This is a genomic window from Kineococcus indalonis, from assembly GCF_009906395.1.
Classification (GTDB): domain Bacteria; phylum Actinomycetota; class Actinomycetes; order Actinomycetales; family Kineococcaceae; genus Kineococcus; species Kineococcus indalonis.
In genome coordinates this window covers 1-25,791 of record NZ_JAAALM010000009.1, presented here as the reverse complement: position 1 = coordinate 25,791, position 25,791 = coordinate 1, and the positions used below count along the sequence as shown (strand labels likewise).

Below are 25,791 nucleotides of genomic sequence, written 5' to 3'. Positions count from 1 at the left end.
GGCTCAGAGCTCGCGCAGGCTCAGAGCTCGCGCAGGCGCGGCACCACGCGCTCGCCGACGCGGGCCACCCAGCCGGGCAGGTCGTCCACGCCGTGGGGGCTGACCCACACCTGCGAGACGCCCAGGCGCGCGAAGGCCCCCACCGAGGACAGGAACGCGTCGGTGTCGGCCAGCGGGTCGGTCCCGGTGATGACCGTGCGCTGGACCTCGGCCGGGTCGCGCCCGACGTCGGTGCAGTGCCGGTCCAGGACCTGCAGCTTGTGGGCGAGGACGTCGGGGCCGGCGTCGTAGAGGTTGCACGCCTGGGCGTGCTCGGCGACCAGCCGCAGGGTCTTCCTCTCCCCCGAGCCCCCGATGAGCACCGGCGGCCCGCCGGGGCGCAGCGGGCGCGGGCGGCACAGCGTCTCGGCGAGGCGGTAGTGCCTCCCCTCGAAGGGGCCGTCGTCCTCGCCCCACATCTGCCGGCACACCGCCAGCGCCTCCTCCAGCCGCTCGAAGCGCTCGGCCAGCGGCGGGAACGGCACGCCCAGGCCGGCGTGCTCGCGCTCGTACCAGGCGGCGCCGATGCCCAGCAGGGCCCGGCCGCCGGAGAGCACGTCCAGGGTGGCGACCGTCTTGGCGAGCAGGCCGGGGTGGCGGTACGTGACGCCGGTGACCAGCAGCCCCAGCTGCAGGTGCTGCGTCTGCCCGGCCAGGTACCCCAGGGCGGTGTAGCCCTCCAGCATGGGGTCGGTGGCGGGGGCCGTCGCCTCCATCTGGAACCAGTGGTCCATGAGGGTCAGGGTGCGGAAACCCGCCGCGTCGGCGGCGCGGGCGGTGGCCGCCAGGCCAGCGGCGATCCGGTCGTCGCCGCCGAAGGGGGTGAAGTCGGCGACGTGCAGGGCGATGTCCACGGGTGCGGCTCCTCGGGTCCCGGGTCGGCTCAGCGGTGGACGGTGCTCATGTCGGGGTAGCGCTCCCCGGCGGTGGCGCCGGCGGGCAGGACGGCCTCCAGCCGCTCCAGCTCCTCGGCCGTCAGCTCGACGTGGACGGCGGCGAGGTTCTCGGCCAGGTAGCTGCGCCGCTTGGTGCCGGGGATGGGCACGACGTCCGGTCCCTGCGCCAGCAGCCAGGCCAGCGCGACCTGCCCGGCGGTGACGCCCTTCGCCTCCGCCAGGGAGCGCACCTCGTCGACCAGGGCGAGGTTGCGCTGGAAGTTCTCGCCCTGGAAGCGCGGGTTGCTGCGGCGGAAGTCGTCCGGGGCCAGGTCCTCGACGCTGCGGATCGCGCCGGAGAGGAAACCGCGGCCCAGCGGGGAGTAGGGCACGAACCCGATGCCCAGCTCGCGCACGGTGCCCAGGACGCCGTCCTCCTCCACGTCGCGCGTCCACAGCGACCACTCGGTCTGCACGGCGGTGACGGGGTGCACGGCGTGGGCGCGGCGGATCGTCGCCGGCGCGGCCTCGCTGATGCCCAGGCGGCGCACCTTGCCGGCGGCGACGAGCTCGGACATCGCGCCCCAGGTCTCCTCCACGGGCACGGTGGTGTCCACGCGGTGCTGGTAGTACAGGTCGATCACGTCCACGCCCAGGCGCTGCAGGCTGGCGTCGCACGCCGAGCGCACGTACTCGGGGCGGCCGTTGACGCGCCGGCCGCCGTCGGGCAGGAACTCGTTGCCGAACTTGGTCGCCAGGACCACCTCCTCGCGGCGGGAGGCGATCGCGCGGCCGACGAGCTGCTCGTTGGTGAAGGGCCCGTACATGTCGGCGGTGTCGAGGAGGGTGACGCCGACGTCGAGGGCAGCGCCGATCGTGGCCAGGGACTCGGCCTCGTCGCCGCCGCCGTAGAAGGCGCTCATGCCCATGCAGCCCAGGCCGAGGGCGGAGACGGTCAGCTCGGTGCCGTTCGCGGCGCTGCCGAGCGTGCGGGTGGGGACGTCCGTCGCGGGTGCCATGCCCCGAGCCTGCTGCTTAGAGCGCGCTCGAAGTCAAGCCGAGCCCCCGGCGCCCCGCGCGGCCCGGCCACCCCGCGCGGCCCGCCTCAGCGGTCCACCTGCCGCTCGTACCCCTCGATCTTGGCGGTGATCGCCCCGAGGTGGTCGGTCACCTCCGCGAGCTGGGCCAGCACCCGCTCGCGGTGCGCGCGCAGCAGCGCCAGCCGCGCCGGCTCGGTGCCCCGCCCGGCGCGCACCAGCTCGGCGTACTCGCGGACCTCGCGCACCGGCATGCCCGTGGCGCGCAGCCGCTGGACCATGACGATCCACGTCAGGTCGCGCTCGTCGTAGCGGCGCCGGCCCGCCGGGGTGCGCGCCGGGGCCCCCACGAGCAGCCCCTCCGTCTCGTAGTAGCGCAGCGCGTGCGTGCTCAGCCCGAGGCGCTGGGCGGCCTCGGCGATCGACACGTGCCCCGTGCCCCGGTCCTCGGTGGTCGTCACCGGGCCAGTGTGCCCCGCCGCGCGCCAGCGGTGGCAGGGGCGCCGCCGCGGGGGTAGGACGGGTGCCGGCGGCGCCGGCGCGAGGCCCGCGCCGGACGCGTGCGGAGGGTGGACCCAGGTGGCGATCGCGACGATCAACCCGGCGACCGGCGAGACGGTGCGGGAGTTCGAACCGCTGGGCGAGGAGGCGCTGGAGGACCGCATCGCCCGCGCCTCGGCGGCCTTCGCCTCCTACCGGCTGACGACCGTGGAGCAGCGGGTGGGCTGGCTGCGCGCGGCCGCCGACGTGCTGGACGCCGACGCCGACGGCGTCGCCGCGCTGATGACGCTGGAGATGGGCAAGACGCTGGCCGCCGCGGGGGCCGAGGTCGCCAAGTGCGCCGGGGCGCTGCGCTACTACGCCGAGCACGGGCCCGCCTTCCTCGAACCCCGCCGGGCGGAGGCGGAGGCGGTCGGCGCGCAGGACGCCTACGTGGTGCACCAGCCGCTGGGCGTGGTGCTGGCGGTCATGCCGTGGAACTTCCCGCTGTGGCAGGCGATGCGCTTCGCGGCCCCGGCGCTGATGGCCGGCAACGTCGGGCTGCTCAAGCACGCCAGCAACGTGCCGCAGACCGCCCTGTACCTGGAGGAGCTGTTCCGCAAGGCCGGGTTCCCCGACGACGTGTTCCAGACCCTGCTCATCGGCTCGGGCGCGATCGAGCGGGTGCTGCGCGACGACCGCGTGGTGGCGGCCACCCTCACCGGCAGCGCGCCGGCGGGGCGGTCGGTGGCCTCCATCGCCGGGGACGTCCTCAAGCCCACCGTGCTGGAGCTGGGCGGCAGCGACCCGTTCGTCGTGATGCCCTCCGCGGACCTGGAGACCGCCGCCGGGGTGGCGGTCACCGCGCGCTGCCAGAACAACGGCCAGAGCTGCATCGCCGCCAAGCGGTTCCTCGTGCACGCCGACGTGGCCGAGGAGTTCACCCGCCTGTTCGCCGAGAAGCTCGCCGCGCTCGAGGTGGGCGACCCCGTGGACGAGGGCACCCAGGTGGGCCCGCTGGCCACCGAGTCCGGGCGCAGCGACGTCGAGGAGTACGTGCAGGACGCCGTCGACAAGGGCGCCACCGTCGTCGTGGGCGGGCAGCGGCCGGACGGGCCCGGCTGGTACTACCCGCCGACCCTGCTGACCGGCATCACCCCGCAGATGCGCGTGTACGACGAGGAGGTGTTCGGCCCGGTCGCGGCGCTGTTCACGGTCTCGGACCTGCAGGAGGCGATCGACATCGCCAACAGCCACCCCTACGGGCTGGGCTCGAACATCTGGACCGAGGACGAGGACGAGCGCGCGCGGTTCATCAGGGACGTGCAGTCCGGGATGGTGTTCGTCAACGGGATGACCACCAGCTACCCGCAACTGCCCTTCGGCGGGGTCAAGCAGAGCGGTTACGGCCGCGAGCTGACCGACGTGGGCATGTACGAGTTCACGAACGCCAAGACCGTGTGGGTGGGCCCGCCCAGCAGCGAGCAGCGCCAGGGCGACACCTCCACCGCCTCGGAGTGAGCGCGCGACCCGCGCGGGCAGGCGCCCGCGCGGGTCAGCCCAGGCGCGCCAGCAGGAACGCCTGGTCCTCGCCCTCTGCGCCGCGGGGGCGGCGCACCAGGCGCACCTGCTCGCGCAGGCCCGCGCGCCCCAGGTGGCCGCACACCTCCTCCGGGGTGGACAGGTACCGGTGCAGCCGCACCTCGCGCCCGTGGCCGCGGTACGCCGCCGAGACGTCGCGAACGCCCTCGCCGGCCTGGAAGCCGACGAGGACGTGCCCGCCCGGGCGCAGCACCCGGGCGGCCTCGGCGAACACCCGCGCCCACCCGGCCGGGGGCGTGTGGATCGTGGAGTACCACAGCAGCACCCCCGCGAAGCGGCCGCCGGGGAAGGGCAGGTCGGTCAGCGACCCCACGCCGAAGCGCAGGTCGGGGTGCGCGCGCCGTGCCTGCTCGACCATCCCCGGGGAGAGGTCCACGCCCTCCACGGAGCAGCCGCGCCCGGCCAGGTGGCGGCTGATGCGGCCCGTCCCGCACCCGGCGTCCAGCACCGCCGGGTCCCCGCCCGCCCGCACCGCCTCCGCGAACGCGTCGAGGACGGCGAGGTCCAGGGGCGCCTCGGCGCGCGTGTCCGGCAGGTGGGTGGCGTACAGGTCGGCCACGGTGTCGTACGCCCGGCGCACCGCCGCCGCGTCGAGCCCGTCCACCGGCTCGTGCACGGGCTCGTGCACGGGCTCGTCCGGGGGCACCACCGGACCATCGTGGCACGTGCCGGGCGGGGCGGCCCGGAACGTTCCGCGCACGCCGCGCCGGTGGCGCCGCGGGGGTCCCGGTGCACCGGGACTGGCGCGGGCACCACCGGGACGCCACGCCGGGGTGGAGCGGGTGGCCACCACGGGTTCCTGGAGCTACCACCACGGCGGGAGCCAGCCGGGGGTGCGGGACGGCGAGCCGGCCGAGGGCAGCCTGCCCGCCGCGCAGGGCCAGGCGCTGGTGGAGGTGCTGGCGCGGTTCACCACGACGGCGCAGGAGTGCTTCGTCGCGCTGCGGGAGGGCTACGGGTCCCTGGCGCTGGCCCCGGTCGCGGCGACGGTGCCGATGCCCCGGCGCGAGGTGCTGCTGGTGGGCGGGCCGCCGCGGCAGGCCGGGTCCGCGTCGATGGAGGCGGCTGCGTGGGAGCAGAGCCCGAGCCTGTGGTGGCCGGCGGACCGGGCGTGGCGAGTGCGCAGGCTCCACGGCCACTCCTCGCCGATCACCACCCGCCTGGTGCAGGCGGTGCCGCAGTCGCGTGAGCGCCGGGGGTTCGAGGTCACTCCTTCACGGACCCGTTCTCCTCGGGCAACGACAGCTCGCCAGGCCGCACCCACCGCTGCTCGAGGTGGACCACTGCCGTGGCGGCGTGATCGCCGTCGAACCGGCCGGCACTGATCAGCACCCGCCCGCGCTGGTCAGTGCGGGGACGTCGGTCCGCGTCCAGCACCACGTTGACCAGCCGGCCCTGGTGCGACCACGTGGCGTGGGGACCGAAGCCGACCAGCACGTCGAGGGTCACGACGAACGCGGAGGCGTCGAGGTGGGATCGCACGTCCTGCACGCTCCAGCCGTGCTCGAGCAGGTACTGGAGGCTGCGCCCGGACGCCACAGCCTCCTCCGCAGCGTCAGAGGCGTGCTGACGCACCAGCTCCTCGAGTTCGCCCACCTGCTGCTCGCTCAGCGAGCCCAGCCCGTCCAGGTCCACCGCTCCTCCTGATCGCTCGACGCTCCGCGCCCTCTCAGCACCCCGGGCAGCGTGCTGCCCGCGACCCGCAGCACGCGTCATCCCCTGGGTGGATCCGGTGTCGTCCCGTGGCCGAGCACGCCTCGGGGCGTGGTGAGGCGCCAGGCTGCGCCTGCGGGGCGGTGTGAGCGGCGGGTGAGCGGTCAGCGGCAGGCGCGGACGTGCTCACGGCCACGGACATGAGCGCGCGTCCCGCGCGCCCCGCGGCCCGGTGGTGCGAACCGGTGCAGCGACCCGCCACTCGCCTCGCGGAGGGGTCCTCAGGGCGCAGCGGGGGCGGTCGTGACCCGGAACACCGGGTGCTTGGGCCCGGCGGCCAGCAGCTCCGCGTCGCTCGCACCGGCGTCGACCCCGTCGAAGAACAGACCGACCTCCCACGCCCAGCGGCGCAGGTACTCCCGCAGCAGCGGCGGCTTGTCCGCCTCGGGCACCTCCACCGCGGTGAAGGCCTGCGACCGCCGGCCCCAGCGCAGCTCTCCGGCGCCCGCGGCCCGCAGGTTGCGCACCCACTGCGTGTCGCCGCGGGGGGCCACGAGGTAGCGCACCCCGTCGATCGTGAGGGGGTTCACCGGGGTCGTGCGCCACTGCCCGCTGCTGCGTCCGCGCACGGCGAGCACGCGCGAGCCCGCCAACGGCAGTCCCAGGCGCGTCGCGGCGGCCACCAGGGGGTTGAGCACGCGTCGGGTGAGCAGGTCCGGGGCGACGTAGCGCGGGACGGGGGTGCGAGCGGCGGTCTTGGAGGAGAGCACTGATCTCTTCATGCGGCCCAGTGTGCACCCGCCTGCGCACCGTGACAAGAGCGCCGCTCTCAAGAGTGAGCACCGATCCAGCCCGTGAGAGGATCGGGGCGTGCCCGCCGTCCCGACCGCCCGTGAGCGCGCCCGTCGCGAGCTCACCGCCGACATCCTTACCGCCGCCCGGCGCCAGCTCGCCGGGTCCGGCGCGGCCGCGCTGTCGGTGCGCGCCGTGGCCCGCGAGCTGGGCCTGGCCTCCTCCGCCCTCTACCGGTACTTCGCCACGCGCGACGAGCTGCTGACGGCGCTGATCGTGCAGGCCTACGACGACGTCGCCGACGCGGTCGAGGCCGCGGTCGCCCCCCGGCGCGGGGCATCGCGCCGCACCCGCTTCACCGGGGGCTGCCGCGCGTTCCGGGCGTGGGCCCTGGAGCACCCGCACGAGTACGCCCTCATCCACGGCTCGCCCGTGCCCGGCTACCGGGGCGACGAGCAGACCACGGCGGCCGGCGCGCGGGTCCCGCTGGCGCTGCTGTCGGTGCTGGAGGGGATGGGCGCTCCCGCGGCCCCTTCGCGCTTGGCGCCGCAGTTGGCCGAGGGCGCGGCTCGCGTCGCCGCGGCCGGGGGTGGCGAGGTGCCGGCAGCCCTCGTCGTCACCGCGGCCCAGTGCTGGACGGCCCTGCTGGGGCTGGTGAGCAGCGAGCTGTTCGGCCAGCTGGCGAACACCTTCGACCCGGCCGACGCCTTCGCCGACGCCACGATCGAGGCGCTCGCCGACCGCCTGGGGCTCTGAGCCCCGCTCCCGCGGGCGCAGTTCCGACGCACGCACCGCGTGGTCGACCCGCGCCCGAGGAACGCACCCGTCGACCACCCGCACCTCGGCGATCTCGCGGGGGTCCCCCACCCTGCCCAGCGCCGTCTGCGCCGCCGCGCTCGCGAGCAGCGCCGCCTCCCGCACCGGGTCGCCCCGGGCGATCCCGCGCAGGCCGGGGGTGGCCGGCGGCGGCGCTGGTCGAGCCGGTGATGACGATGGAGGCGCCCTCGGTCGTCAGGGGCAGCGCCTCCTGGACCGTCAGGGCGGCGCCCCGGACGTTGCACCCGAGTACTCGCAGTCCGACGTTGCGCGGGCGGCTCGGCGATCACTCGCGAGCGACACCACGACCATCGACACGTGCGTGGAGTCGCCAGCTGCTCGTCACCGCACGCCGAACGCAGCAGGAGCGCGCGACCAACGGCATGAGACCTGGGGTCCTGCGTCCACGGTGCCCGGGCGGCGGGACGGGCACCACTCACGGCTACCGGGGTCTGGCTACCCGCGCGCTCGGGTGAGGGTGATGCTGTCGATCGCGGCGTCGGCGATGCGGTTGAGGGTGCTCACGTCGACCCCCGCCTCGGTGAGGGCTTCGAGCCCACGGTGGGTGGCGACGATCAGCTGGCCGAGCACTGCAGGATCGGCGGCCGGGTCGACGAGCCCGGCACGCTGAGCCTGCTCGATGAGTTGGCGGCAGCTGTCGAAGAGCATCTCGAACGTCGCGAGCGATCGGGTCGCGATGACCTCGTCCGTCCAGGCCAGTTCGGCCGTGCCCTTGGCCAGCAGGCAACCCAGGCGCGAGTCGTCGCCGCCCTCCTCCGGCGAACGGAGCCAGTCGCGCAGGCGGTCCAGAGCCTGGTCCTCGGGGCCCTCGACCCGGGCGGCGGCGCTCTGGTCGGACGCGGCGCAGTACTCCTCGAAGATTCGTCGGAAGAAGGTCTCCTTGTCACCGAAGGCGCCGTAGAGGCTGCCCTTGCTCAGACCCGTGGAGCGAGAGAGGTCCTCCACCGAGGTTCCGTGGTAGCCGGTCTCGGTGAACCGCCGGCGAGCTGCGACGACAACGTCGTGCTCGTCGAACGTGCGTGGGCGCGCCATGCCGTCATTCTACGCCGACCTGAACTTCCGGTCCAGAACATCTGGACAGACGGTCCAGAACCACTATCGTGGACCGCGTGTTCAGAACCGTTCCAGCGCCACCCCCCGACTTCGCCGGCAAGCGGGTCGTCGCCAGCTGCCCGCGCTGCGTGAGGCCGGCCCAGGCAGCGCCATCGTCAACATCTCCTCCGGAGCGGCCCTGACCGCCCCGCCACTGCTGGCCCACTACGGCGCCGCCGAAGCCGCGCTCAACGCCTACGGCAAAGCCCTGGCCACTGAACTCGCCCCTGCAGGGATTCGCGTGACCACGGTCGTGCCCGGCACCGTTCTGACTCCCGGCGCCGACGCGATCCGCCAGGACATCGCTGATGCGAGGGGCGCCTCCCTCGCCGAGACCACCGCCGATGTCGTCGCCGCCAACCCGCTGGGGCGCCCCGGCGACCCCTGCGACGTCGCTGAGGCCGCCGCCCACCTGGCCTCCGACCGCGCTCAGCGGGTCACCGGTGTGACCCTCACGGTCGACGGGGGCCAGCTGCCCGGCACCTAGGGCGAGCTCGACGCAACGCCCAGCCGCAGCCCACGGCCCCGAGCTCGACCGCCGCACCGAACACCGCGCCAGAGCAGACGACCTGGAGGAGAAGTCCCATGTCCGACACCACGACCACTGCCCGCACGCCCGCCTACAGCATCACCGAGGTCCTCGAGGTCCTCGACCCCGCCGGTGCCCAGCGCTACGCCGAGCTGACTCCCCCCGTGGTGGAGAATTTCGGCGGCCGGTTCGTCGTCCTCGGAGCCTCCCCCACGGTCGCCGAGGGAGAGGCGGGGATCGTGGTCGCGGTGGTGCAGTGGCCCGACATGGCGACCTTGCACGCCTGGTACGACTCCGCGGAGTACGCCCCTGCCCGCGAGATCGCCGCCACCGCCATGCGTCGCCGGTTGACCTTCCTGCCCGGCCTTGCCCCCACGGCCTGATCTTCAGCGGGGAGGTCACAGCGCCTGCGTCCCACGCCTTCGGTGGAGATGCGGCCTGGACGCAGCATCGCCCGTGCTCGGGTCTGAGCGGGCGACGTCAGCCGCGGCTCCGCGGCGCACTCGCGCGCCGCGGGGCCGGCTCGTCATCGCTGAGCGGCTGGAGACCTTCCGGCCATCGACGAGGGCGCGGAGCTGTCGACGTCCCGGCCGGCGGCGGGGGCGAGTGGTCGTGGTCGGGCCCGCAGGTCGGGGATCGTGACCGGGACGGGTGCGCTGGACGGTGGTGGCGGCGTTGCGGGTGCCGCGAGCCGATCCCGAGGTACGGGGCCAGCGAGACGGCCCCGCGCCGGACGTGCACGGGCTGGTCCGTGGTCACGTGCGGTCCTGCGCGCGGGGTTCACGCGTGGCGAGGGGATCGTCCTCGCCCTCGAAGGTGTACGCGCCGCCCTCGATGCGCTCGATCAGGCCGCGGGTCCACTGCGCGCCGGCGTCCGCCGAGTGCACCCAGAGGTGCGTGATCTCGCCGATGTGGTCGAGCGGTCCGGGCCCGTCCTCGACGGTGCAGCAGTCGGTGACGCTCTTGCGCCACTCCTGCAGCCGCTCCACCCGCTTCTTCAGCAGCGCCACCGCTTCCTGCCGCGGCAGGTGGACGATGAAGCCGACGCCGGAGGAGAGGACGTCCACCTTCTGGTCGTGGGAGACCAGGGCTTCGCGCAGGAGGGAGAAGAACTCCTCGGCGCCGCGCTGCGTGATCTCGTACTCGGTGCGCGGCGGGCCGCCCGCCGTGGACGGGGCGATCTCGTGGGCCAGCAGCAGGCCCTGCTTCGCCAGCTGCTTGAGCGCGTGGTAGATCGAGCCGGGCTTCGCGCTGGACCACTCGTGCGCGCCCCAGGATTCCAGGTCGTTGAGCACCTGGTAGCCGTGGGCGCGCCCGCGCTGGCGCACGGCGCCCAGGACGAGGAGGCGGGTGGCGGACACGCGGAGGACCCCTTCCCTACTGTTCAACTTTGACTAGAGTAGTGGGCATGGCCGAGAGGACGATCCCCCTGCTCCCGTGTCGGACCATCCAGCCCGTCATCGACTTCTACACCGCCCTCGGGTTCGAGGTGACCTTCCTGCAGAAGAGCCCCAACCCGTGCGCGGTCGTCCAGCGCGGCGACATCGAGCTGCAGTTCTTCGGCATGAAGGGGTACGAACCCCGCGCCTCGTACAGCACGTGCTACGTCGTCACCGACGACGTGGACGGGTTGTACGGGGCCTTCCGTGCCGGGCTCGAGACCGCGTACGGGAAGGTCCCGAGCCGGGGCCTGCCGCGGATCGGGCCGCTCAAGGACATGTCCTACGGGGTGCGGCAGTTCCTGATGACCGATCCCGGGGGCAACTGCGTCCGGGTCGGGCAGCCCACCAGCGAGGACCAGCACCACCGCCCCGCCCCCGAGGGTGCCTTCGCGCGGGCCCTGCACGACGCCACGCTCTTCGCCGACTCCAAGGAGGACCTGGCGGGCGCGGCGAAGATCATCGATCGAGTGCTCGGGCTGCGGGACGAGCACCCGACCCCCGTGCAGCTCGTGCGCCTGCTCATCCTGCGCGGCGAGGTGGCCGGGCGGCTGGGCGACGAGACGACGGCGGTCTCCGCGCTGCGAAGGGCCGCCGCGGTCCAGCTCGCCGACGGGGATCGGGCCTCGGTCCGCGAGGACCTGGCACGACTGCAGGAGCTGGTGGCTCAGCTCGGGTGAACCCCCTGCTCAGCTCCCGACACGGGCTGGACACGGCCGCAGGTCCCGTGGCGGTCACCGGGGAGGAGACCGGCCACGGGCGCCGGGGCGGCGTGCACGTCGGCGAGGTGCCGCCCCGGACGGCGCGTCCGCGCCGTCCGGGGCGCGCGGTCACGACGGCAGGGGCGCGCGGTCACGACGGCAGGGGCGCGCGGTCACGACGGCAGGGGCTCGGGGTGGCGGCTGCTGAGGCCGTCGAGGGAGACGGTCATCAACCGCCGCCACCGGTGCTGGCCGCCGGGGGTCTGCACCACCTGGCACAGCGAGGCGCTCAAGGAGAGCAGGTCCTCGGTGCTCACCCCGCGGCGCAGCAGACCGGCCTGCTCGCAGCGCTCGCGCAGCGCGTCGATGAACGCCCGGCACTTCTGCACGCACGCCTCCGTCGGCCCACCGGTCTGGACGTAGCTGTCCATCAGCGCGCGGTTGTGCGCCTGCGTGGTCAGCACCTGCTCGAAGAAGCCCGACAGCGCCTGCCAGGGGTCCTGCGTCGCCGCGGCGCGTTCGTGGGCCTCGGTGAGCCAGGCGGTGAACTCCTGCTCCAGGCTCAGGCGGAGCAGGTCCTCCTTGGAGGGGAAGTGCCGGTAGAGGGTGCCCATGCCGACCCCGCTGCGCCGGGCGATCTCGCGCACGTCCACCTCGCCACCGCGTTCGGCGAAGACGGCCGTGGCGGCCGTGATGATCGCCGCCCGGTTGCGCTCGGCGTCGGCGCGTCGCCCGCGGGTGGCGGTCGATGCGCCGGCGCTCGGTGCGGTGGCGCGGTGTTCGGTCACCTGCTCAGCGTACGCCCGGACCGACGAAGCGGAGCACTTGCTCCGGCTGTGCTACGTTCAAGCGGAGCGGTTGCTCCGCTTGCCCGTCCCCGCGGGACGGCGCACCGAAGGAACGGACGGAGAGCACCGTGGCGACCCTGGGCGTCATCGGCAGCGGCAGCATCGGCACGGCCGTCGCGCGGCTCGCGATCGCGGCCGGGGTGGAGGTGGTCCTGTCGAACTCGCGGGGTCCGCAGACCCTGACGTCGACCGTGGCCGGCCTCGGCGAGGCGGCGCGCGCCGCGACGCCGCAGGAGGCGGCCCGGGCCGGGGACCAGGTCGTGGTCGCTGTCCCCCTGACCGCTTACCGCTCCCTGCCCGTCGCGGCGCTGCGGGGCAAGGTGGTCCTGGACACCATCAACTACTACGCCACGCGCGACGGGCACCTCGAGGACCTGGACTCGGGGCGGACCACGACGTCCGAGCTGGTCCAGGCCCACCTCGTCGGGGCCCGCACCGTCAAGGCCTTCAACAACATCGCCGCCTTCCACATCCCCGCCCTGGCCCGCCCGGTGGGGGCGCCCGACCGGTCCGCGTTGCCCATCGCCGGCAACGACGCGGCGGCCAGGGCGCAGGCGGCCGAGCTCATCGGTCGCCTCGGCTTCGACACCGTCGACGTCGGTCCGCTCTCGCAGAGCTGGCGCTTCGAGCCGGAGACGGCCGCCTACGCCCCGGCGTACGCGGCCGACCCCGCGGCAGTGCTGCGGGGCTGGCAGCAGGTGGTGGACGACCTGCGCGCCGGCAGAGCTCCCCGGCTGCCCGCCCCCGACGCCGGCTCCCCGTTGTCCGCTGCGCGACTGGGTGAGCTGCTGGCCGGCGCCGAGCGCGAGCTGACCGCCGACCGGGTGGTGGCCTGAGCACCTCCGAGAGCGCGGGACAGCGACCGGCGCGCCCACCGGTGCACGTGCCCGGCCAGCGGGATGACCGTGACGTTGCTCGGCCTCCAGCCCTCGTCGAAGTTGAGCCTCAGGCTGCTGCAGGCGCTGCGGTTGTGCCGGACCACCGGGTCGATGGGCGCGGTACCGGCCGGCCACACGGCGGGCAGGGCGTCCAAGGTCAGGCAGTGCCCGTCGTCGGTGAGGGTGCCGGCGACGAGGGCGGCCGTGCTGTCGCGGCTGTGAGCGTCGAAGGCGACGAGGGGGCCCTGCAGCACCAGTCCTGGTGCTGCGCTCTGCTCGCCGGAGGCCGGCGAGCAGGCAGCGAGCATGAGGGCCGTGGCGGCGGCGAGGACCGCTGCGGTCAGAGCGGTGCCGCGCGGGGTCCGCGTGCTGTGCACGGGATGACCGTGGGGTGATGGCTGCCCCGGGGCAGTGTGACGGCGTCCTGGCGTGCCACCGTGGTCAGGTGAAGTGGCCGTGGAAGCGACAGCCGGGCATCGCCCCCGACCCCGATGAGCCCGTGGCGACCACCGCTCTGGCCGCGGCGGGCGAGCCGGTCACGGTGCTGGGGCGGGTTCCGCTGGACCCGGCGGATCCGGCCGATGACTGCGGCGCCTTGTTCGCCCACCCCCACACCGACGGAGGTGAGCAGGACCTGGTGGTGTGCCACTTCGCTCACCTGCTCGAGGTCGATGACTCCCTGCAGTCGTTGCCGGCTCTGCGGCCGGGGGACGTCGTGGTGCGGGCCCACGAGGAGGCGCGCTGGGTGCGGCGGCGCTTCCGGACGGTGGCCGACCTGGACGCGTGGATGGCTGATCCCCTCGGCTGGGGTCTGGGCGGATCAACGCACTGAGCGCGGGATGACCGTGACGTCGAGGCCGTCTCCGCGGGGGAGGTCGTGCCTACGGTGCTGCGGTGAGCGGAACGTGGGAGCGGGACGCCCCGGACGTGCTGATCTTGCCTAGCGGACGGCTGGTGCGAGGACGAGGGCTGCGCAGTGCGCCGCCGGAACCGGCGCCTGACGCCGGCTTGTACCTGCTGGCCAAGGAGCCGGCGCCCACGCCGTGGGCTTCCCGGTGGGTGCGTTGGCCTGACTTCTGGTTGCCGAGCGATCGTGTGGCCGCTGTGGAGGCACTGCGTTGGGCGTGGCGCTCAGCGCAGGACGACCGGGTGGAAGTGGCCTGCGGAGGTGGCGTGGGGCGGACCGGTACCGCCCTGGCGTGCCTGGCGGTGATGGACGGGCTACCTGCGCGGGCGGCCGTCGCCTACGTGCGGGAGGGCTACCACCGGCGGGCGGTGGAGGCGCCGTGGCAGCGGCGCTACGTCGAGCGCTTCGCCGCGACCGGGTGACGATCATCGACGCTGGCTCGATCGCGTTGGGTGCGAGATGACCGTGAAGTCACTCCAGGCCGGCCGGGGTGGGACAAGGACGAGGCAGCGCCCCGCCCTGTCGTGCAACGGTGCCGCGTGATCCGAGCTGCTGAGCGCCGCGACCTGCCTCGACTGCGAGACATCGAACGAGCCGCCGGGGCTGCCTTCCGCGACGTCGACATGGTGGCCATCGCCGACGACGACCCACCCACGGTGGCGGCCCTGCAGCAGTACCAGGCCGGAGGCCGAGCACGGGTCGCCACCGACGACAGCGCGGGCGATGACGTCGCCGTGGCCTACCTCCTCCTCGACGTCGTCGACGAGGCCGCTCACGTCGAGCAGGTGTCGGTGGACCCGTCGCACGCTCACCGAGGACTGGGGCGGCAGCTGATCGAGACCGCAGCCGGCTGGGCGGCCGAACACGGCTTCGACGTGGTCACGCTGACGACCTTCGCCGAGGTGCCGTGGAACGCCCCGCACTACGCCCGGATCGGCTTCACGGTGGTGCCCGAAGCCGAGCTCGGGCCCGGGCTGTCCGCAGTGCGACGCCACGAGCGCGAGTCGGGGTTGGACGCCTGGCCCCGGGTCAGCATGCGGCGTGCGGTGCGGACGCAGGATGTCGTCGACGATCGCCTACTCGCGCGCGGGCAACACCTTCGAGAGCGCGGCGACGGTGACGCCCACCACGGCTAGGAGTTCTGCAGGGCTCGCTCCTGCTCTGCTCATGACGGCGAGGGACTGGTTCACGGCCGCCGCGTGCACGGCGAAGGCCCCGGCCTCCACGTCGCTCATCCGGGCGGCCTCCAGCGCGGCGCGCCGGCGCAGTCGCTGGAGGCCGAGCGACTGCCGGGCCTGCTGCGCGGCGGCCGGGCTCAGCACCGGGATCGCCATGACCGACTGGGCGATCAGGCAGCCATCGGGCAGTTGCGGATCGGCGACGCGCTCGAGGGTGACGGTGAAGAACGCGCGGACAGCGGCGAGGGGATCGCAGGCTGCGCACGACAGGGCGGCGTCGTACTGCTGGCCGTAGCGCGTGGCGTAGCGGTCCAGGCAGCGCAGGGACAGCGTGTCCTTGTCGCCGAAGGAGGAGTGGATCGAGCTGCGGTTCAGGCCGGTCGCCCGCGACAGGTCATCGATGGGGGTGTCGGCGTAGCCGGCGCGCCAGAACTGCAGCATCGCGGCGTCGAGCGCGGTGTCCACGTCGAACTGCTCCTTGCCTGCCACGGGTACGTCCTCGCCGGTGCGCTGGTGTTCGGGCTGCCACCGATCACCCTGTCTTGAAACGGCCAGTTCAGGATGTGAGAGCTTTCGCACGTGAGCACGGCCGGGCGCCTCCGGGCCCGTCCCCACCGTCGGCGTCGACCTCGCGGGGGCCACGACGAGATGCCGTTGCACGGCCTGGGCGTCAAGGACGCCCCGCGCAGCCGGTCCTCGTCACCTGCCCGCCCTCGCAGGCCGGTTCCGCGTCATCGCGGTCGACCTGCCCGGCCAGGGCCACTCCGAGCGCCCGCAGGGCCGCGACGACACGCGCACGGTCGCCACCCACGTCCGTGCCGCCGTGCGGACCCCGGGGGTGTCGGCCTGCTGGCTGGCCGCCCACGACATCGGCGCTCGGGTCGCCTTCTCCCTCGCCCCCCACCACGACGACCACGACCACGAGAGGCGGCTGCGCGGGGTCGCCCTGCTCGACGCCGGGATCCCTGGCACCACCCTCCCGGAGACGATCCCCACCGATCCGAGCCGGGCGTGGAAGACCCGGCACTTCGCGTTCCACCTCGTGCCGGACCTGCCCGAGAGCCTGCTCACCGGCCGCGAACGGGAGTACGTCGCCTGGTTCCTCAAGGCCAAGGCCCTCGATCCGGGCGCCGTCGACGACGCAGACCTCGACCACTACGCAGCGGCCCTCGCCGCCGACGGCGGGTGCGCGCGTGGCAGCGCTTCGGCGCCGGTCTGGTCCGCGGCGAGGGGGGCTGGACGTGTGCTCCAGCGTGCTGGAGGAGCGCGAGCGCTGGCAGCACGAGCTGGCGCACCCGCCCCGTGGTGCGGCGGTGGCGATCAGCGGGGCGTTGGCGGTGGGTGATCGCGCGTTCAGCGCGGCCACCGTGCCCGATGAGCGGGGGGTGCTGCTCCACGCACGTGCCTGCCCGCGCGACGGGGACAACGGGTGGGCAGTGGGCTCGGCCGGCTGCGGACCGGTGCGACGCCTCTCGGTCACCGCGGGCTCCGGCCGGCTCAGCGCCCTCGCCGCGAGGGCGCTGCGCACCACCGGTTCGACCGTCCACCCCCCGGCACGGCCGTGAGGTCCTGACGCTCCCCGCGCCCCCGCGGGCCGGGCCCTACCGGAGCCGGCGCGCGAGCAGCACCTCGCTGACGGTGCCCGACAGGTCGAAGGCGGCCAGGCCCGCCGCCCGGCGCGCCGGCACCGTCCCGCGCAGCCCGGCCACCGCGGTGACGGTGCCGTTGAGCGCGTCGGCCGCGGCCATCGCCAGCACCCAGCCGCGCACCGGGCGCCGGCGCGCCAGCGCGGCGGCCGTGCCGGCGCCGAGCGCGAGCTCGCGCACGGCGACCGCGCGCGCCAGGCGGCGCGCGCCGGCGGAGGCCGGACGCCCCCACGCGCGGGCGGGGGCGTCCGGCCGGGCCAGGAACCAGGCGGCGAAGGCCAGCCGCAGGGCGGCCTCACCGGCCACGGCCGCCCGCAGGCCCCCGCCCGGCTGCACGGGGGTGCTCACAGCCCGTACGTCTCGAGCAGGCGCAGCCACACCTCGCTGATCGTGGGGTAGCTGGGCACCGCGTGCCACAGCCGGTCCAGCGGCACCTCCCCCACGACCGCCACGGTCGCCGAGTGCAGCAGCTCCGCCACGCCCTGGCCGACGAACGTGGCGCCCACGACGACGCGGCGCTGCTCGTCGACGACGAGGCGGGCGCGGCCGGTGTAGCCGTCGGCGACCAGGGAGGCGCCCGCGACGTCGCCGATCTCGTAGTCCACGACCCGCACGTCCAGGCCCTCGCGCCGGGCGCGCTCGGAGGTGCGCCCCACGGAGGCGACCTCGGGGTCGGTGAACGTCACCTGCGGGGTGGCCGTGCGCGTGGCGGTGGCGGCGTACCGGGACCAGGCGGGCGCGGTGCCGGTGAGCTCCCCGCGGGCGCGGGCGGCGATCGCGTCGCCCACGACGCGGCCCTCGTACTTGCCCTGGTGGGTCAGCTGCACGCGCCCGGACACGTCGCCCACCGCGTGCAGCCAGCCCCCCTCGACCCCGGCGACCAGGCCGGAGTCGTCCACCTCCAGCGCGGCGCCGTCCTGCAGGCCCACGGTCTCCAGCCCGACGCCCTCGGTGGCCGCGCGCCGGCCGGTGGCCACGAGCAGCTCGTCGGCGACGACGGTGGAGCCGTCCTCCAGGGTGAGCGTGACCTCCCCGCCGCCCTCGGGGCGGGCGGCGCGCGAGACCGAGGCCGGCGAGGCGCCCAGGCGCACGTCCACGCCCTCGGCGCGCAGCGCGTCGGCGACGAGGTCCCCGGCGAAGCCCTCCTCCTTGGCCAGCAGGCGCGAGCGCACCAGCAGCGTCACCCGCGAGCCCAGGCGCGCGTAGGCCTGGGCCATCTCCACGGCGACGGTGCCGCCGCCCAGGACGGCCAGCCGCCCGGGCACGGCGTCGGCGCTGGTGGCCTCCCGGCTGGTCCACGGGTTCGCCGCGACCAGGCCCGGCACGTCCGGCAGCACCGGCACCGAGCCGGTGGCCAGGACCACCGCGTGCCGGGCGCCCAGGGCGGTGGTGGTGCCGTCGGCGGCGGTGACCTCCAGGCGCCGCGGCCCGGTCAGGCGGGCGCGCCCGCGCAGCAGGTGCAGCCCGGTGGACTCCAGCCACTGCACCTGCGAGGAGTCGTCCCAGTCGCTGGTGAAGCTGCTGCGCCGCGCCAGCACCGCGGCGGCGTCCAGGCCGCCGGTGACGGCCTGCGCCGCGCCGGGCAGCCGCCGCGCCGCGGCCAGCGCGTGCCCGGGCAGCAGCAGCGCCTTGCTGGGCATGCACGCCCAGTACGAGCACTCCCCCCCGACCAGCTCGTCCTCGACGACCACGACCTCCAGGCCGGTGCGCGCGGCGCGGTCGGCGACGTTCTCGCCCACCGCCCCCGCCCCGACGACGACGACGTCCGTCTCCCGCTCGCGTGTGCTCACGACCCGGACGGTACGCAGCCGGTGGCGCGCGCACCACGGGTGCGTGTGGTGTGATCGTGCGGTGGGCAGGGGCACGAGCATCGACTTCAACGCCTCCCCGCGCCCCACGCTGGGCGTGGAGTGGGAGGTGGTCCTCGTCGACCGCGGCACCCGCGACCTGGCGTCCTCGGCCGCGGAGGTGATGGGGGCCGTCGAGCTGCCCGCGCACGCCGGCGGCCCGCGGGTCACCAAGGAGCTGCTGCGCAACACGCTGGAGATCGTCACGCCGGTGTGCGAGACCGTCGCCGAGGCCGCCGGGGACCTGGAGTCCTCGCTGGCGGCGATCCGCCGCGTCACCGACGCGATGGGCCTGGACGTGCTGTGCGCCGGCACGCACCCCTTCGGCGTCTTCGACAACCAGCTCGTCTCCGACGACCCGCGCTACGCCGAGCTGCTGGAGCGCACCCAGTGGTGGGGCCGGCAGCTGCTCATCTGGGGCGTGCACGTGCACGTGGGGATCGACTCGGTGCACAAGGTCCTGCCGATCCTCAACACGCTGCTGAACCACTACCCGCACCTGCAGGCGCTGTCGGCGTCCTCGCCGTACTGGGCCGGCACCGACACCGGCTTCGCCAGCAACCGCTCGCAGATGTTCCAGCAGCTGCCCACGGCGGGGCTGCCGTTCCAGTTCGAGCGCTGGAGCGAGTTCGAGGGCTACGTCGACGACATGCTCGTCACCGGCGTCATCGACGGGCTGTCCGACGTGCGCTGGGACATCCGCCCCTCCCCCCACCTGGGCACCATCGAGGTCCGGGTGTGCGACGGCACGCCCACCCTGCGCGAGCTGCGGGCGCTGACCGCCCTCGTGCACTGCCTGGTGGTGCACCTGGACGGGGAGCTGGAGGCCGGCCGGGAGCTGCCCACGATGCCGCCGTGGCACGTGCAGGAGAACAAGTGGCGCTCGGCGCGCTACGGGCTGGACGCGGAGGTCATCGTGGACGCCGCCGGCCGCGAGCGCCTGGTCACCGACGACCTGGACGACTGGCTGACCCGGCTGGAGCCGGTGGCGCGCCGGCTGCGCTGCGAGGACGAGCTGCGCTCGGTGGCGGAGATCCCGCGCCGCGGCGCCAGCTACCAGCGCCAGCGCGCCGCGTTCGAGGCGGCGGTGCGCTCGGGCGCCCGGCAGCCCCTGCTGGCGGTGGTGGACTCCCTCGTGCAGGAGATGCGCGAGGGCTGAGCGCGCGGGGGCCGGTGGGGCGCCCTCCACCGCTCGGACGACGCCCCGCGCCGGACGGACGGTGCGGCGCCGCCCGCACGGGCGATGCCCGGGGTGGGGGGTGGCTCCTAGCGTCGCGGCATGCCCATCGTCGAGGTGCAGCACCTCACCAAGCGCTACGGGGGGCGTCCCGTCGTCGACGGCGTCTCCTTCACCGTCGAGGAGGGCGAGGTCCTCGGCCTGCTCGGCCACAACGGCGCCGGCAAGACCACCACCGTGGAGTGCGTCGCCGGGCTGCGCGCCCCCGACGCCGGGACCGTCCGCGTCCTCGGGGTGGACCCCGCCGCGCGCCGCGACGTCGCCCGCCGCGCCGTCGGCGTGCAGCTGCAGGAGAGCACCCTGCCCGACCGGTTGCGCGTGGGCGAGGCGCTGCGGTTGTTCGCCTCCTTCCACCCGGCACCGGTCGACGTGGCCGCGCTGCTCGAAGCGCTGGGGCTGGCCGAGCACCGCGCCCAGGCCTACGGCGACCTGTCGGGGGGCCTGAAGCAGCGGTTGTCCTTCGCCCTCGCGCTCGTCGGCGCACCGCGCGTCGCGGTCCTCGACGAGCTGACCACCGGCCTGGACCCGCGGGCCCGGCGCGAGGTGTGGCAGCAGGTGCGCGCGGTGGTGCGCACGCGCGGGGTGGCGGTGCTGCTGGTGACGCACTCCATGGAGGAGGCCGAGCGCCTGTGCGACCGCGCCGCCGTCCTCGCCCGCGGCCGCGTCGTGGCGCTGGACACCCCGGCGGGGCTGGTCGAGCGCGTCGCCGGGGAGCAGTCGGTGCGCTTCACCCCCTCCGCCGCCCTGGACCCGGCGGTGCTGCGCGCGCTGCCGGAGGTCACCGACGTCACCACGGACGCACCGGACGGCCTCGTGCAGGTGCACGGCCGCGGGGAGCTGGTGCACGCGGTGGTGTCGGTGCTGGCCCGCGAGGGCGTCGTGGCGCGCGGGCTGCGGATCGAGCGGACCACCCTGGACGACGCGTACCTGGCGCTGACCGGCAGCTGGTGGACCGCTGAGCAGGGGGTCACGGAGCACGAGGGCGTGCACCGCGAGGAGGTGCGGCGGTGAGCGCGCAGGTGGAACTGGTGCGCGCCGAGGCGCGCCTCGCGGCGCGCGAACCGGTGGCGACGTTCTGGGTGGTCGCCTTCCCCTCGCTGCTGCTGGCGGTGTTCGCCGTGATCCCCGTCTTCCGGGAACGGCAGGACGACCTCGGCGGTCTCAGCCTGCTCGACCTGTACCTGCCGATCAACACCACGCTCGCGCTGGCGTTCCTGGGCCTGCACGTCCTGCCCGGCGCGCTGGCCGGCTACCGGGAGAAGGGCGTGCTGCGGCGGTTGTCCACCACCCCCGTCGGGCCGGTGCGGGTGCTGCTGGCCCAGCTCGCCGTCTCGGCGGTCACCGGCCTGGCGGGCACCACGCTGCTGCTCGCGCTCGGGTGGGGCGTGTTCGGGGTGGCGCGGCCGGCGGACCCGCTGCCGTTCCTGGGGGTGCTCGTGCTCTGCCTGCTGGCGATGCTGGGGGTCGGTCTCGCGCTGGGGGCGCTGTGCGCGACGACGAAGGCGGCCGCCGTCGCCGGCAACGTGCTGTTCTTCCCGATGATGCTGCTGGCCGGGCTGTACGTCCCGCTGGCCCTGATGCCGGAGGTGGTCCAGCGCGTCGGGGAGCTGAGCCCGCTGGGGGCGGGGGCGCTGGCGATGCAGCGGGCGGCCGCCGGGGAACCGGTGGGCTGGCCGCCCCTGCTGGCGCTGGCCGGCTGGACCGTGGTGGCGCTGGCGGTGTCCGTGAGACGTTTCCGCTGGGAGTGAGCCACCGGGGAGGTCCACCGTGAGCAGCACCGTGAGCAGCACCGCGCCGGGCACCGCCGAGCTCTGGATCGACAGGACCGGGCGGTGGTCGGCGCGGTTGCCGTACCCGCTGCTGGCGCTCTCGGCGGCGCTGGCGGCGGCTCTGACGGCGCAGGGCTGGTCGACCTGGCAGCGGTGGTGGCAGCTGCTGGGCGTGGCGGCCCTGCTCGCGGCGCTGACGGCCCTGTTCGAGCGCCGGCCGCGCCCGGTGCGGGTGGCGCTGGCCTGGTTCGCCGTGCGCTGGGCGCTCAGCCTGGTGCTGGTCCTGGGCAACCCCTTCTACGGGGTCTACGTCTGGGTCGGCAACGTCGACGCCGTGCGGTTCTTCCCCTTCCGCCGCGCCCTGTGGGGCATCGCCGCCACCGCCGTGCTCGTCGCGCTCTCGCAGTCCGCCGGGCCGCCCGCGCTCTCGCCGGCGCAGCTCGGCGGGTTCGTGCTGCTGTGCGTGTTCAACGCGGGGGTCGCGACGCTGTTCTCCTCCCAGGCGCTGCTCGTGGAGCGCCGCAGCGAGGAACGCCGCGCCGCGGTCGCCCAGCTCAGCGCGGCCAACCGCCGGCTGCGCGAGGCGCAGGCGGAGAACGCCGGTCTGCACGCCCAGCTCGTGGCGCAGGCGCGCGAGGCCGGGGTGCTCGACGAGCGGGCCCGGTTGGCGCGGGAGATCCACGACACGATCGCGCAGGGGCTGACCGGCGTCGTCACGCAGCTGCAGGCCGCGCAGGCGGAACCGGCGGAGGCCGCGCGCCGCGAGCGGGTGGAGAAGGCGCTGGCCTCCGCCCGCGACTGCCTGGCCGAGGCGCGCCGCTCGGTGCGGGCGCTGCGCCCGGTGGCGCTGGAGGAGGAGGACCTGACCGGGGCGCTGCGGCGGCTGGCGCACCGGCGCGGCGGTGCGGACGGGCCCGCGGTGGCGGTCGTGGTGACCGGCGAGCCGGTGGAGGTGACCGCGGAGGCGTCCGGGGCGCTGCTGCGCACCGCGCAGGAGGCGCTGGCCAACGCGACCCGGCACGCGGGAGCGTCCTCGGTGACGGTGACGTTGACGGGCATGGAGGACGAGGTGGTGCTGGACGTGCGCGACGACGGGCGGGGGTTCGAACCGGCGCGGGTGGACGGGCGCGGTTTCGGGCTGGAGTCGATGCGGCAGCGGATCCGCCTGGCCGGCGGTTCCCTGCACGTGGAGAGCGCGCCCGGGGAGGGCACGGCGGTGTGCGCGGTGGTGCCGCTGGCCGGCGGCACCGGGACGCGGCCCGCCGGTCCGGGGGCCGGCGCGTGAGCGCGGGCGCGGGCGCCGGCGCCCTGCGGCTGCTCGTGGTCGACGACCACCCGGTGGTGCGGGACGGCCTGCGCGGCATGCTCGACGCGGAGGCGGGTTTCGAGGTCGTCGGGGAGGCCGGCGACGGGGTCGAGGCGCTGGCGCGGGTGGCGGACCTGGGACCGGACGTGGTGCTGCTGGACCTGCGGATGCCCCGGATGGGCGGGGTGGAGGTGCTGCACGCCCTGGCCGGGCGCACGCGACGGCCACCGGTGCTGGTGCTCACCACGTACGACACCGACGAGGACGTCTCCGCCGCGCTGGCCGCCGGGGCGACCGGTTACCTGCTCAAGGACGCCCCGCGCACGGAACTGGTGCGGGCCGTGCGGGCCGCCGCCCGCGGGGAGGCGGTGCTCGCCCCGCCGGTCGCCACGCGCCTGCTGGACCGCGTGCGCGCGCCGGACCGGCAGGCGCCGGGGGCGCTGAGCGGGCGGGAGCTGGAGGTGCTGCGGCTGGTGGCGTCCGGCTGCACGAACCGCGAGGCCGCGCGGCGGCTCGGTGTCAGCGAGGCGACCGTGAAGACGCACCTGGTGCACGCCTACGCCAAGCTCGGCGTCGGCGACCGGGCCGCCGCGGTGGCGGTCGCCTACGAGCGCGGCCTGATCGCGCCCGGCGCGCGCTGAGTGCGGTGCACGGCACGGGGGGGTCGCTCACCCGGCCCGCGCCCCGTGCCGTGCACCCGCGTGCGCCTACCGCGCGGTGACCGCCGTCCAGTGCACGGCGCGCGCCACCTGCGCGAACAGGCCCTTGGGGTGGTCGCGGAACAGCGGCTCGGTGCCGAACGACACGACGGCGGTGCCGTCCTCGTCCACGCCGCGCACGAGGGAGGCCTGCCCGGCGGCCTGCTGCTGCCCGCCGGCGCCGTCCTCCCCGGCGCGCCAGTGGCCGGCCACGAGCGGGTCGGTGGAGGCGTAGCGCTGCTCGGCGACGACGCCCGCGCCCAGGTCGGTGAACCACAGCGGGGAGTACACGAAGGAGTTCGGCAGCGCCCCGGCGGTCAGCGGCCCGCCGGAGTTCTCCACCGCGACGACGCCGTTGGCGGCGCCGGGCCCGCGCACGGCGGTGACGTCGAGCAGGTCGGCGGAGTCGTTGAACGCCGCGCCGGTGGCGCCGCGCGTGACGACGCCGCCGTCGGCGACGAACGCGTCCAGGGCGGCGCGCGCCGGCGCGCCGAGCGCGGCGCGGTCCAGGCCGGTGGACACGTACAGCACGTCCACGCCCTCCCAGGAGAACCCGGCGTCCAGGACGGCGGTGGAGACCGGCACGACGTCGAAACCCATCCCCGCCAGGGCGGTCAGCTCGTCGCCGCCGGCGGCGGCCGCGACGGTGACGTCCTCCAGGGCGGCGCCGGGGGTCCCGGGCGCCACGCCCTCCACGCGCACGCCGTAGCGCTCGGCGACCCGCTCCACCTCGCGGCGGGCGGCGGCGGGGGCGACGGCGGTGCCGTCCTCGCGCCCGCGCAGCGCCACGCCGGCGTCGAGCAGGGCGTTGACGGCGCTGACGTCGGCGGGGTCGTCCAGGCGCAGCAGCAGGTCGTCGCCGCGGCGGGCGGCGACGGCACCGGTGGGCGCGGCGGCGGCGACGGGGTCGCCGTCGACGGACAGGTCGCCCTCGCGCACCACGTCCACGGAGGCGCCCCACAGCAGGCGGTGGCTCCAGCCGCTGATGTCGTACATCACCGGCACGTCCTCGCTGATGTCGCGGCCGGCCTCGAGCACGACGTTGGCCAGGCCGCGCTTGGCCTGGTGCATGTCCACGACGTACGAGCCGGCCCCGTAGCGCACCCCGCCGGCGGTGAAGGGGGCGCTGGCGCGGGTGACGCGCACGTCGTTGGCCACGAGGTGGTCCACCAGGCGGGCCGCGGCGGCGGCGCTGCGCTGCCCGTCCCCGGCGGGCACGACGTAGGCGCGCGGGAACGTGGTGGTGTAGCGGTCCTCGGGGCCGAACCCGGGCACGGCGCCGTCGGCGAGGGTGCGCTGCGCCTCCCCGGCGGCGCCGCGGCGGAACACCTCGACCTGGTCGGCGACGAGCTGGCGGCGGTTGCGCACGGCGTACTCGACGGCGGCGGTGATGGTGGCCTCGGCGACGCGCGTGTTGACCTCCGAGCGGCGGCGCAGCTCGGTCACCGGCAGGGTGTCGTACTCGGCGCCGTTGACCCGCAGGGGGAACTCCACGGTCTGCCCGACGGCGCCGTGGTAGACGGAGTACATGGGCGTGAAGATCGGCGGCCAGTCGTCCCACTCGCCGGGGGTGAAGTCGCGGAACGGGATGTCCGCGCGCGTCGTCTCGGGCAGGCCCAGGGCCTGGATGGCGCGCTCCATGCCCAGGGCGTTCTCGTACGCGTGCTTCAGGTACAGGTCGTACTCGTAGTTCTGCCCGTGCGGCGGGGTGCCCGGCTCGATGAGGGTGGTGCCGGTGTAGCCGTGCTCGTCGACGAGCACGAGCGGCTGGGCGCCGATGATCGCCTCGCGCACGGCGCGCGTCTCCGGCTGCGAACCGGTGATGAAGTCGCGGTTGAGGTCGAAGTCGGCGGCGTTGCGGCGGGTGCCGGCCACGCGGCCGTCGGGGTTCATCGTGACGACGACGTGCACGCGGGCGGTGTCGACGACGCCGCGCACCGCGGGGTCGTCGCTGGTGGCGAGCCGCTCGATGACGCGGCGGGCCCCGTCGGTGCCCTCCCACTCGTTGCCGTGGATGTTCGCGTTGACGAACACCGGCGCCTTGTAGCCCTCCAGCAGGGCCCGGTCGCGCGCGGCGGCGGCGGGGTCGTCCTGGATCTTCGCGCGCAGGCGCTCCTGGCGGCGCGCCTGCGCCGGCGTCTCGGGCGAGGTGACGGTGACGAGGTACAGGTCGCGGCCCTGGGTGGAGCGGCCGATCACCTCCACGCTGACGCGGTCGCTGCGCCGCTGCAGCTCGTTCAGCCACGGCGCGAGGTCGTGGTACGGGGTCAGGCCGAGCTTGAGGGAGCGGTCGCCGGCGTCGACCGGGAACGTCGCCAGCTCGGTGCGCCGCGGGTAGCCCTGCACGCGCCCGGCGCCGGCGGGCGCGCCGCGCAGCAGCCGGGGGGCCTCGGTGGCGGCG

Annotated in this window: 27 protein-coding genes and 1 pseudogene; 15 read left to right on the top strand and 13 right to left on the bottom strand. The window is 75.4% G+C overall.

Annotation, left to right across the window (positions count from 1 at the left end; translation table 11 throughout):
* Positions 1 to 20 precede the first annotated feature (20 nt).
* From GTR00_RS01305 to GTR00_RS01295, 3 genes are all read right to left on the bottom strand, one after another.
* Entirely contained in the window at positions 21 to 893 is an 873-nt protein-coding gene (locus GTR00_RS01305; RefSeq protein ID WP_166609853.1) for an LLM class F420-dependent oxidoreductase, read from the bottom strand.
* A gap of 29 nt (positions 894 to 922) precedes the next feature.
* Positions 923 to 1,933, bottom strand: a complete 1,011-nt coding sequence (locus GTR00_RS01300; protein ID WP_166609852.1) for an aldo/keto reductase — start codon at positions 1,931 to 1,933, stop codon at positions 923 to 925.
* 86 nt (positions 1,934 to 2,019) lie between these two features.
* Positions 2,020 to 2,412, bottom strand: coding sequence for a MerR family transcriptional regulator (locus tag GTR00_RS01295; RefSeq protein ID WP_205704799.1), 393 nt, complete (start codon positions 2,410 to 2,412; stop codon positions 2,020 to 2,022).
* 118 nt (positions 2,413 to 2,530) lie between these two features.
* Between GTR00_RS01295 and GTR00_RS01290 the strand changes: the two genes are divergently transcribed.
* Entirely contained in the window at positions 2,531 to 3,952 is a 1,422-nt protein-coding gene (locus GTR00_RS01290) for an NADP-dependent succinic semialdehyde dehydrogenase (RefSeq protein ID WP_166609850.1), read from the top strand.
* Positions 3,953 to 3,986: 34 nt separating this feature from the next.
* Here GTR00_RS01290 and GTR00_RS01285 read toward each other — a convergent pair whose 3' ends face one another.
* The 3 genes from GTR00_RS01285 to GTR00_RS01275 form a co-directional block, all read right to left on the bottom strand.
* Positions 3,987 to 4,682 carry a class I SAM-dependent DNA methyltransferase gene (locus GTR00_RS01285; RefSeq protein WP_205704798.1) on the bottom strand — a complete coding sequence of 232 codons (696 nt, stop codon included), beginning with the start codon at positions 4,680 to 4,682 and terminating at the stop codon, positions 3,987 to 3,989.
* Positions 4,683 to 5,239: 557 nt separating this feature from the next.
* Positions 5,240 to 5,668: a hypothetical protein gene (locus GTR00_RS01280; protein ID WP_166609849.1), complete on the bottom strand. Its 429-nt coding sequence runs from the start codon at positions 5,666 to 5,668 to the stop codon at positions 5,240 to 5,242.
* Positions 5,669 to 5,967: 299 nt separating this feature from the next.
* Complete coding sequence (locus tag GTR00_RS01275) at positions 5,968 to 6,468, bottom strand: nitroreductase family deazaflavin-dependent oxidoreductase (protein ID WP_205704797.1); 501 nt, start codon at positions 6,466 to 6,468, stop codon at positions 5,968 to 5,970.
* A gap of 88 nt (positions 6,469 to 6,556) precedes the next feature.
* On the opposite strand from GTR00_RS01275, the gene GTR00_RS01270 reads away from it, so the two are divergent.
* Positions 6,557 to 7,234 carry a TetR/AcrR family transcriptional regulator gene (locus tag GTR00_RS01270; protein WP_166609848.1) on the top strand — a complete coding sequence of 226 codons (678 nt, stop codon included), beginning with the start codon at positions 6,557 to 6,559 and terminating at the stop codon, positions 7,232 to 7,234.
* 516 nt (positions 7,235 to 7,750) lie between these two features.
* Here GTR00_RS01270 and GTR00_RS01265 read toward each other — a convergent pair.
* Positions 7,751 to 8,347 (bottom strand): TetR/AcrR family transcriptional regulator, encoded by a 597-nt coding sequence (locus GTR00_RS01265; RefSeq protein WP_166609847.1) that lies wholly within the window; start codon positions 8,345 to 8,347, stop codon positions 7,751 to 7,753.
* Between GTR00_RS01265 and GTR00_RS01260 the strand changes: the two genes are divergently transcribed.
* Positions 8,346 to 8,894: an SDR family oxidoreductase gene (locus GTR00_RS01260; protein ID WP_240899152.1), complete on the top strand. Its 549-nt coding sequence runs from the start codon at positions 8,346 to 8,348 to the stop codon at positions 8,892 to 8,894. The genes GTR00_RS01265 and GTR00_RS01260 overlap by 2 nt on opposite strands.
* Positions 8,895 to 8,992: 98 nt before the next feature.
* Positions 8,993 to 9,319: a DUF1330 domain-containing protein gene (locus GTR00_RS01255; protein WP_166609846.1), complete on the top strand. Its 327-nt coding sequence runs from the start codon at positions 8,993 to 8,995 to the stop codon at positions 9,317 to 9,319.
* A 372-nt stretch (positions 9,320 to 9,691) separates the two neighbouring features.
* Here the strand turns inward: GTR00_RS01255 and GTR00_RS01250 are convergent, their stop codons facing one another.
* Positions 9,692 to 10,297 carry a PadR family transcriptional regulator gene (locus GTR00_RS01250; RefSeq protein WP_166609845.1) on the bottom strand — a complete coding sequence of 202 codons (606 nt, stop codon included), beginning with the start codon at positions 10,295 to 10,297 and terminating at the stop codon, positions 9,692 to 9,694.
* A gap of 47 nt (positions 10,298 to 10,344) precedes the next feature.
* Here GTR00_RS01250 and GTR00_RS01245 point away from each other — a divergent pair, with 47 nt between their 5' ends.
* Positions 10,345 to 11,055, top strand: a complete 711-nt coding sequence (locus GTR00_RS01245) for a bleomycin resistance protein (RefSeq protein WP_166609844.1) — start codon at positions 10,345 to 10,347, stop codon at positions 11,053 to 11,055.
* Between the two features lie 194 nt (positions 11,056 to 11,249).
* Here the strand turns inward: GTR00_RS01245 and GTR00_RS01240 are convergent, their stop codons facing one another.
* Complete coding sequence (locus GTR00_RS01240; protein WP_166609843.1) at positions 11,250 to 11,864, bottom strand: TetR/AcrR family transcriptional regulator; 615 nt, start codon at positions 11,862 to 11,864, stop codon at positions 11,250 to 11,252.
* A 128-nt stretch (positions 11,865 to 11,992) separates the two neighbouring features.
* Here GTR00_RS01240 and GTR00_RS01235 point away from each other — a divergent pair, with 128 nt between their 5' ends.
* From GTR00_RS01235 to GTR00_RS01220, 4 genes are all read left to right on the top strand, one after another.
* Complete coding sequence (locus GTR00_RS01235) at positions 11,993 to 12,760, top strand: NADPH-dependent F420 reductase (protein WP_166609842.1); 768 nt, start codon at positions 11,993 to 11,995, stop codon at positions 12,758 to 12,760.
* Between the two features lie 487 nt (positions 12,761 to 13,247).
* On the top strand, positions 13,248 to 13,634 hold the full coding sequence (locus tag GTR00_RS01230; RefSeq protein ID WP_166609841.1) for a hypothetical protein: 387 nt from the start codon (positions 13,248 to 13,250) through the stop codon (positions 13,632 to 13,634).
* Positions 13,635 to 13,696: 62 nt separating this feature from the next.
* Complete coding sequence (locus GTR00_RS25385) at positions 13,697 to 14,131, top strand: protein-tyrosine phosphatase family protein (RefSeq protein WP_166609840.1); 435 nt, start codon at positions 13,697 to 13,699, stop codon at positions 14,129 to 14,131.
* 117 nt (positions 14,132 to 14,248) lie between these two features.
* A complete protein-coding gene (locus GTR00_RS01220) occupies positions 14,249 to 14,845 on the top strand; it encodes a GNAT family N-acetyltransferase (RefSeq protein WP_166609839.1) in 597 nt (198 codons plus the stop codon).
* Here the strand turns inward: GTR00_RS01220 and GTR00_RS01215 are convergent.
* The gene (locus GTR00_RS01215; protein WP_166609838.1) at positions 14,786 to 15,376 is read right to left on the bottom strand and encodes a TetR/AcrR family transcriptional regulator; all 591 of its coding nucleotides are present in this window, start codon (positions 15,374 to 15,376) and stop codon (positions 14,786 to 14,788) included. The genes GTR00_RS01220 and GTR00_RS01215 overlap by 60 nt on opposite strands.
* A gap of 214 nt (positions 15,377 to 15,590) precedes the next feature.
* On the opposite strand from GTR00_RS01215, the pseudogene GTR00_RS25380 reads away from it, so the two are divergent.
* A pseudogene (locus GTR00_RS25380) lies at positions 15,591 to 16,073 on the top strand (alpha/beta fold hydrolase); the annotation flags it as partial.
* A gap of 415 nt (positions 16,074 to 16,488) precedes the next feature.
* On the opposite strand, the gene GTR00_RS01205 reads toward GTR00_RS25380, so the two are convergent.
* Both GTR00_RS01205 and GTR00_RS01200 read right to left on the bottom strand, forming a co-directional pair.
* Positions 16,489 to 16,881: a hypothetical protein gene (locus tag GTR00_RS01205; protein ID WP_166609837.1), complete on the bottom strand. Its 393-nt coding sequence runs from the start codon at positions 16,879 to 16,881 to the stop codon at positions 16,489 to 16,491.
* The gene (locus tag GTR00_RS01200) at positions 16,878 to 18,323 is read right to left on the bottom strand and encodes a dihydrolipoyl dehydrogenase family protein (protein ID WP_323132123.1); all 1,446 of its coding nucleotides are present in this window, start codon (positions 18,321 to 18,323) and stop codon (positions 16,878 to 16,880) included. Before GTR00_RS01200 ends, GTR00_RS01205 begins: the two co-directional genes overlap by 4 nt.
* Before the next feature lie 61 nt (positions 18,324 to 18,384).
* Here GTR00_RS01200 and GTR00_RS01195 point away from each other — a divergent pair, with 61 nt between their 5' ends.
* The 5 genes from GTR00_RS01195 (at position 18,385) to GTR00_RS01175 (ending at position 23,333) form a co-directional block, all read left to right on the top strand.
* Positions 18,385 to 19,539: a glutamate--cysteine ligase gene (locus tag GTR00_RS01195; protein ID WP_166609836.1), complete on the top strand. Its 1,155-nt coding sequence runs from the start codon at positions 18,385 to 18,387 to the stop codon at positions 19,537 to 19,539.
* 120 nt (positions 19,540 to 19,659) lie between these two features.
* On the top strand, positions 19,660 to 20,628 hold the full coding sequence (locus GTR00_RS01190) for an ABC transporter ATP-binding protein (protein WP_166609835.1): 969 nt from the start codon (positions 19,660 to 19,662) through the stop codon (positions 20,626 to 20,628).
* Complete coding sequence (locus GTR00_RS01185; protein ID WP_166609834.1) at positions 20,625 to 21,365, top strand: ABC transporter permease; 741 nt, start codon at positions 20,625 to 20,627, stop codon at positions 21,363 to 21,365. Before GTR00_RS01190 ends, GTR00_RS01185 begins: the two co-directional genes overlap by 4 nt.
* Positions 21,366 to 21,384: 19 nt before the next feature.
* A complete protein-coding gene (locus tag GTR00_RS25375; RefSeq protein ID WP_166609833.1) occupies positions 21,385 to 22,671 on the top strand; it encodes a sensor histidine kinase in 1,287 nt (428 codons plus the stop codon).
* The gene (locus GTR00_RS01175; protein WP_323132122.1) at positions 22,668 to 23,333 is read left to right on the top strand and encodes a response regulator transcription factor; all 666 of its coding nucleotides are present in this window, start codon (positions 22,668 to 22,670) and stop codon (positions 23,331 to 23,333) included. The genes GTR00_RS25375 and GTR00_RS01175 overlap by 4 nt, the downstream gene beginning before the upstream one ends.
* 66 nt (positions 23,334 to 23,399) lie before the next feature.
* Here the strand turns inward: GTR00_RS01175 and GTR00_RS01170 are convergent.
* Positions 23,400 to 25,791, bottom strand: a 2,392-nt coding sequence (locus GTR00_RS01170; protein ID WP_205704794.1) for a M14 family zinc carboxypeptidase, incomplete at its 5' end; no start/stop codon positions are given.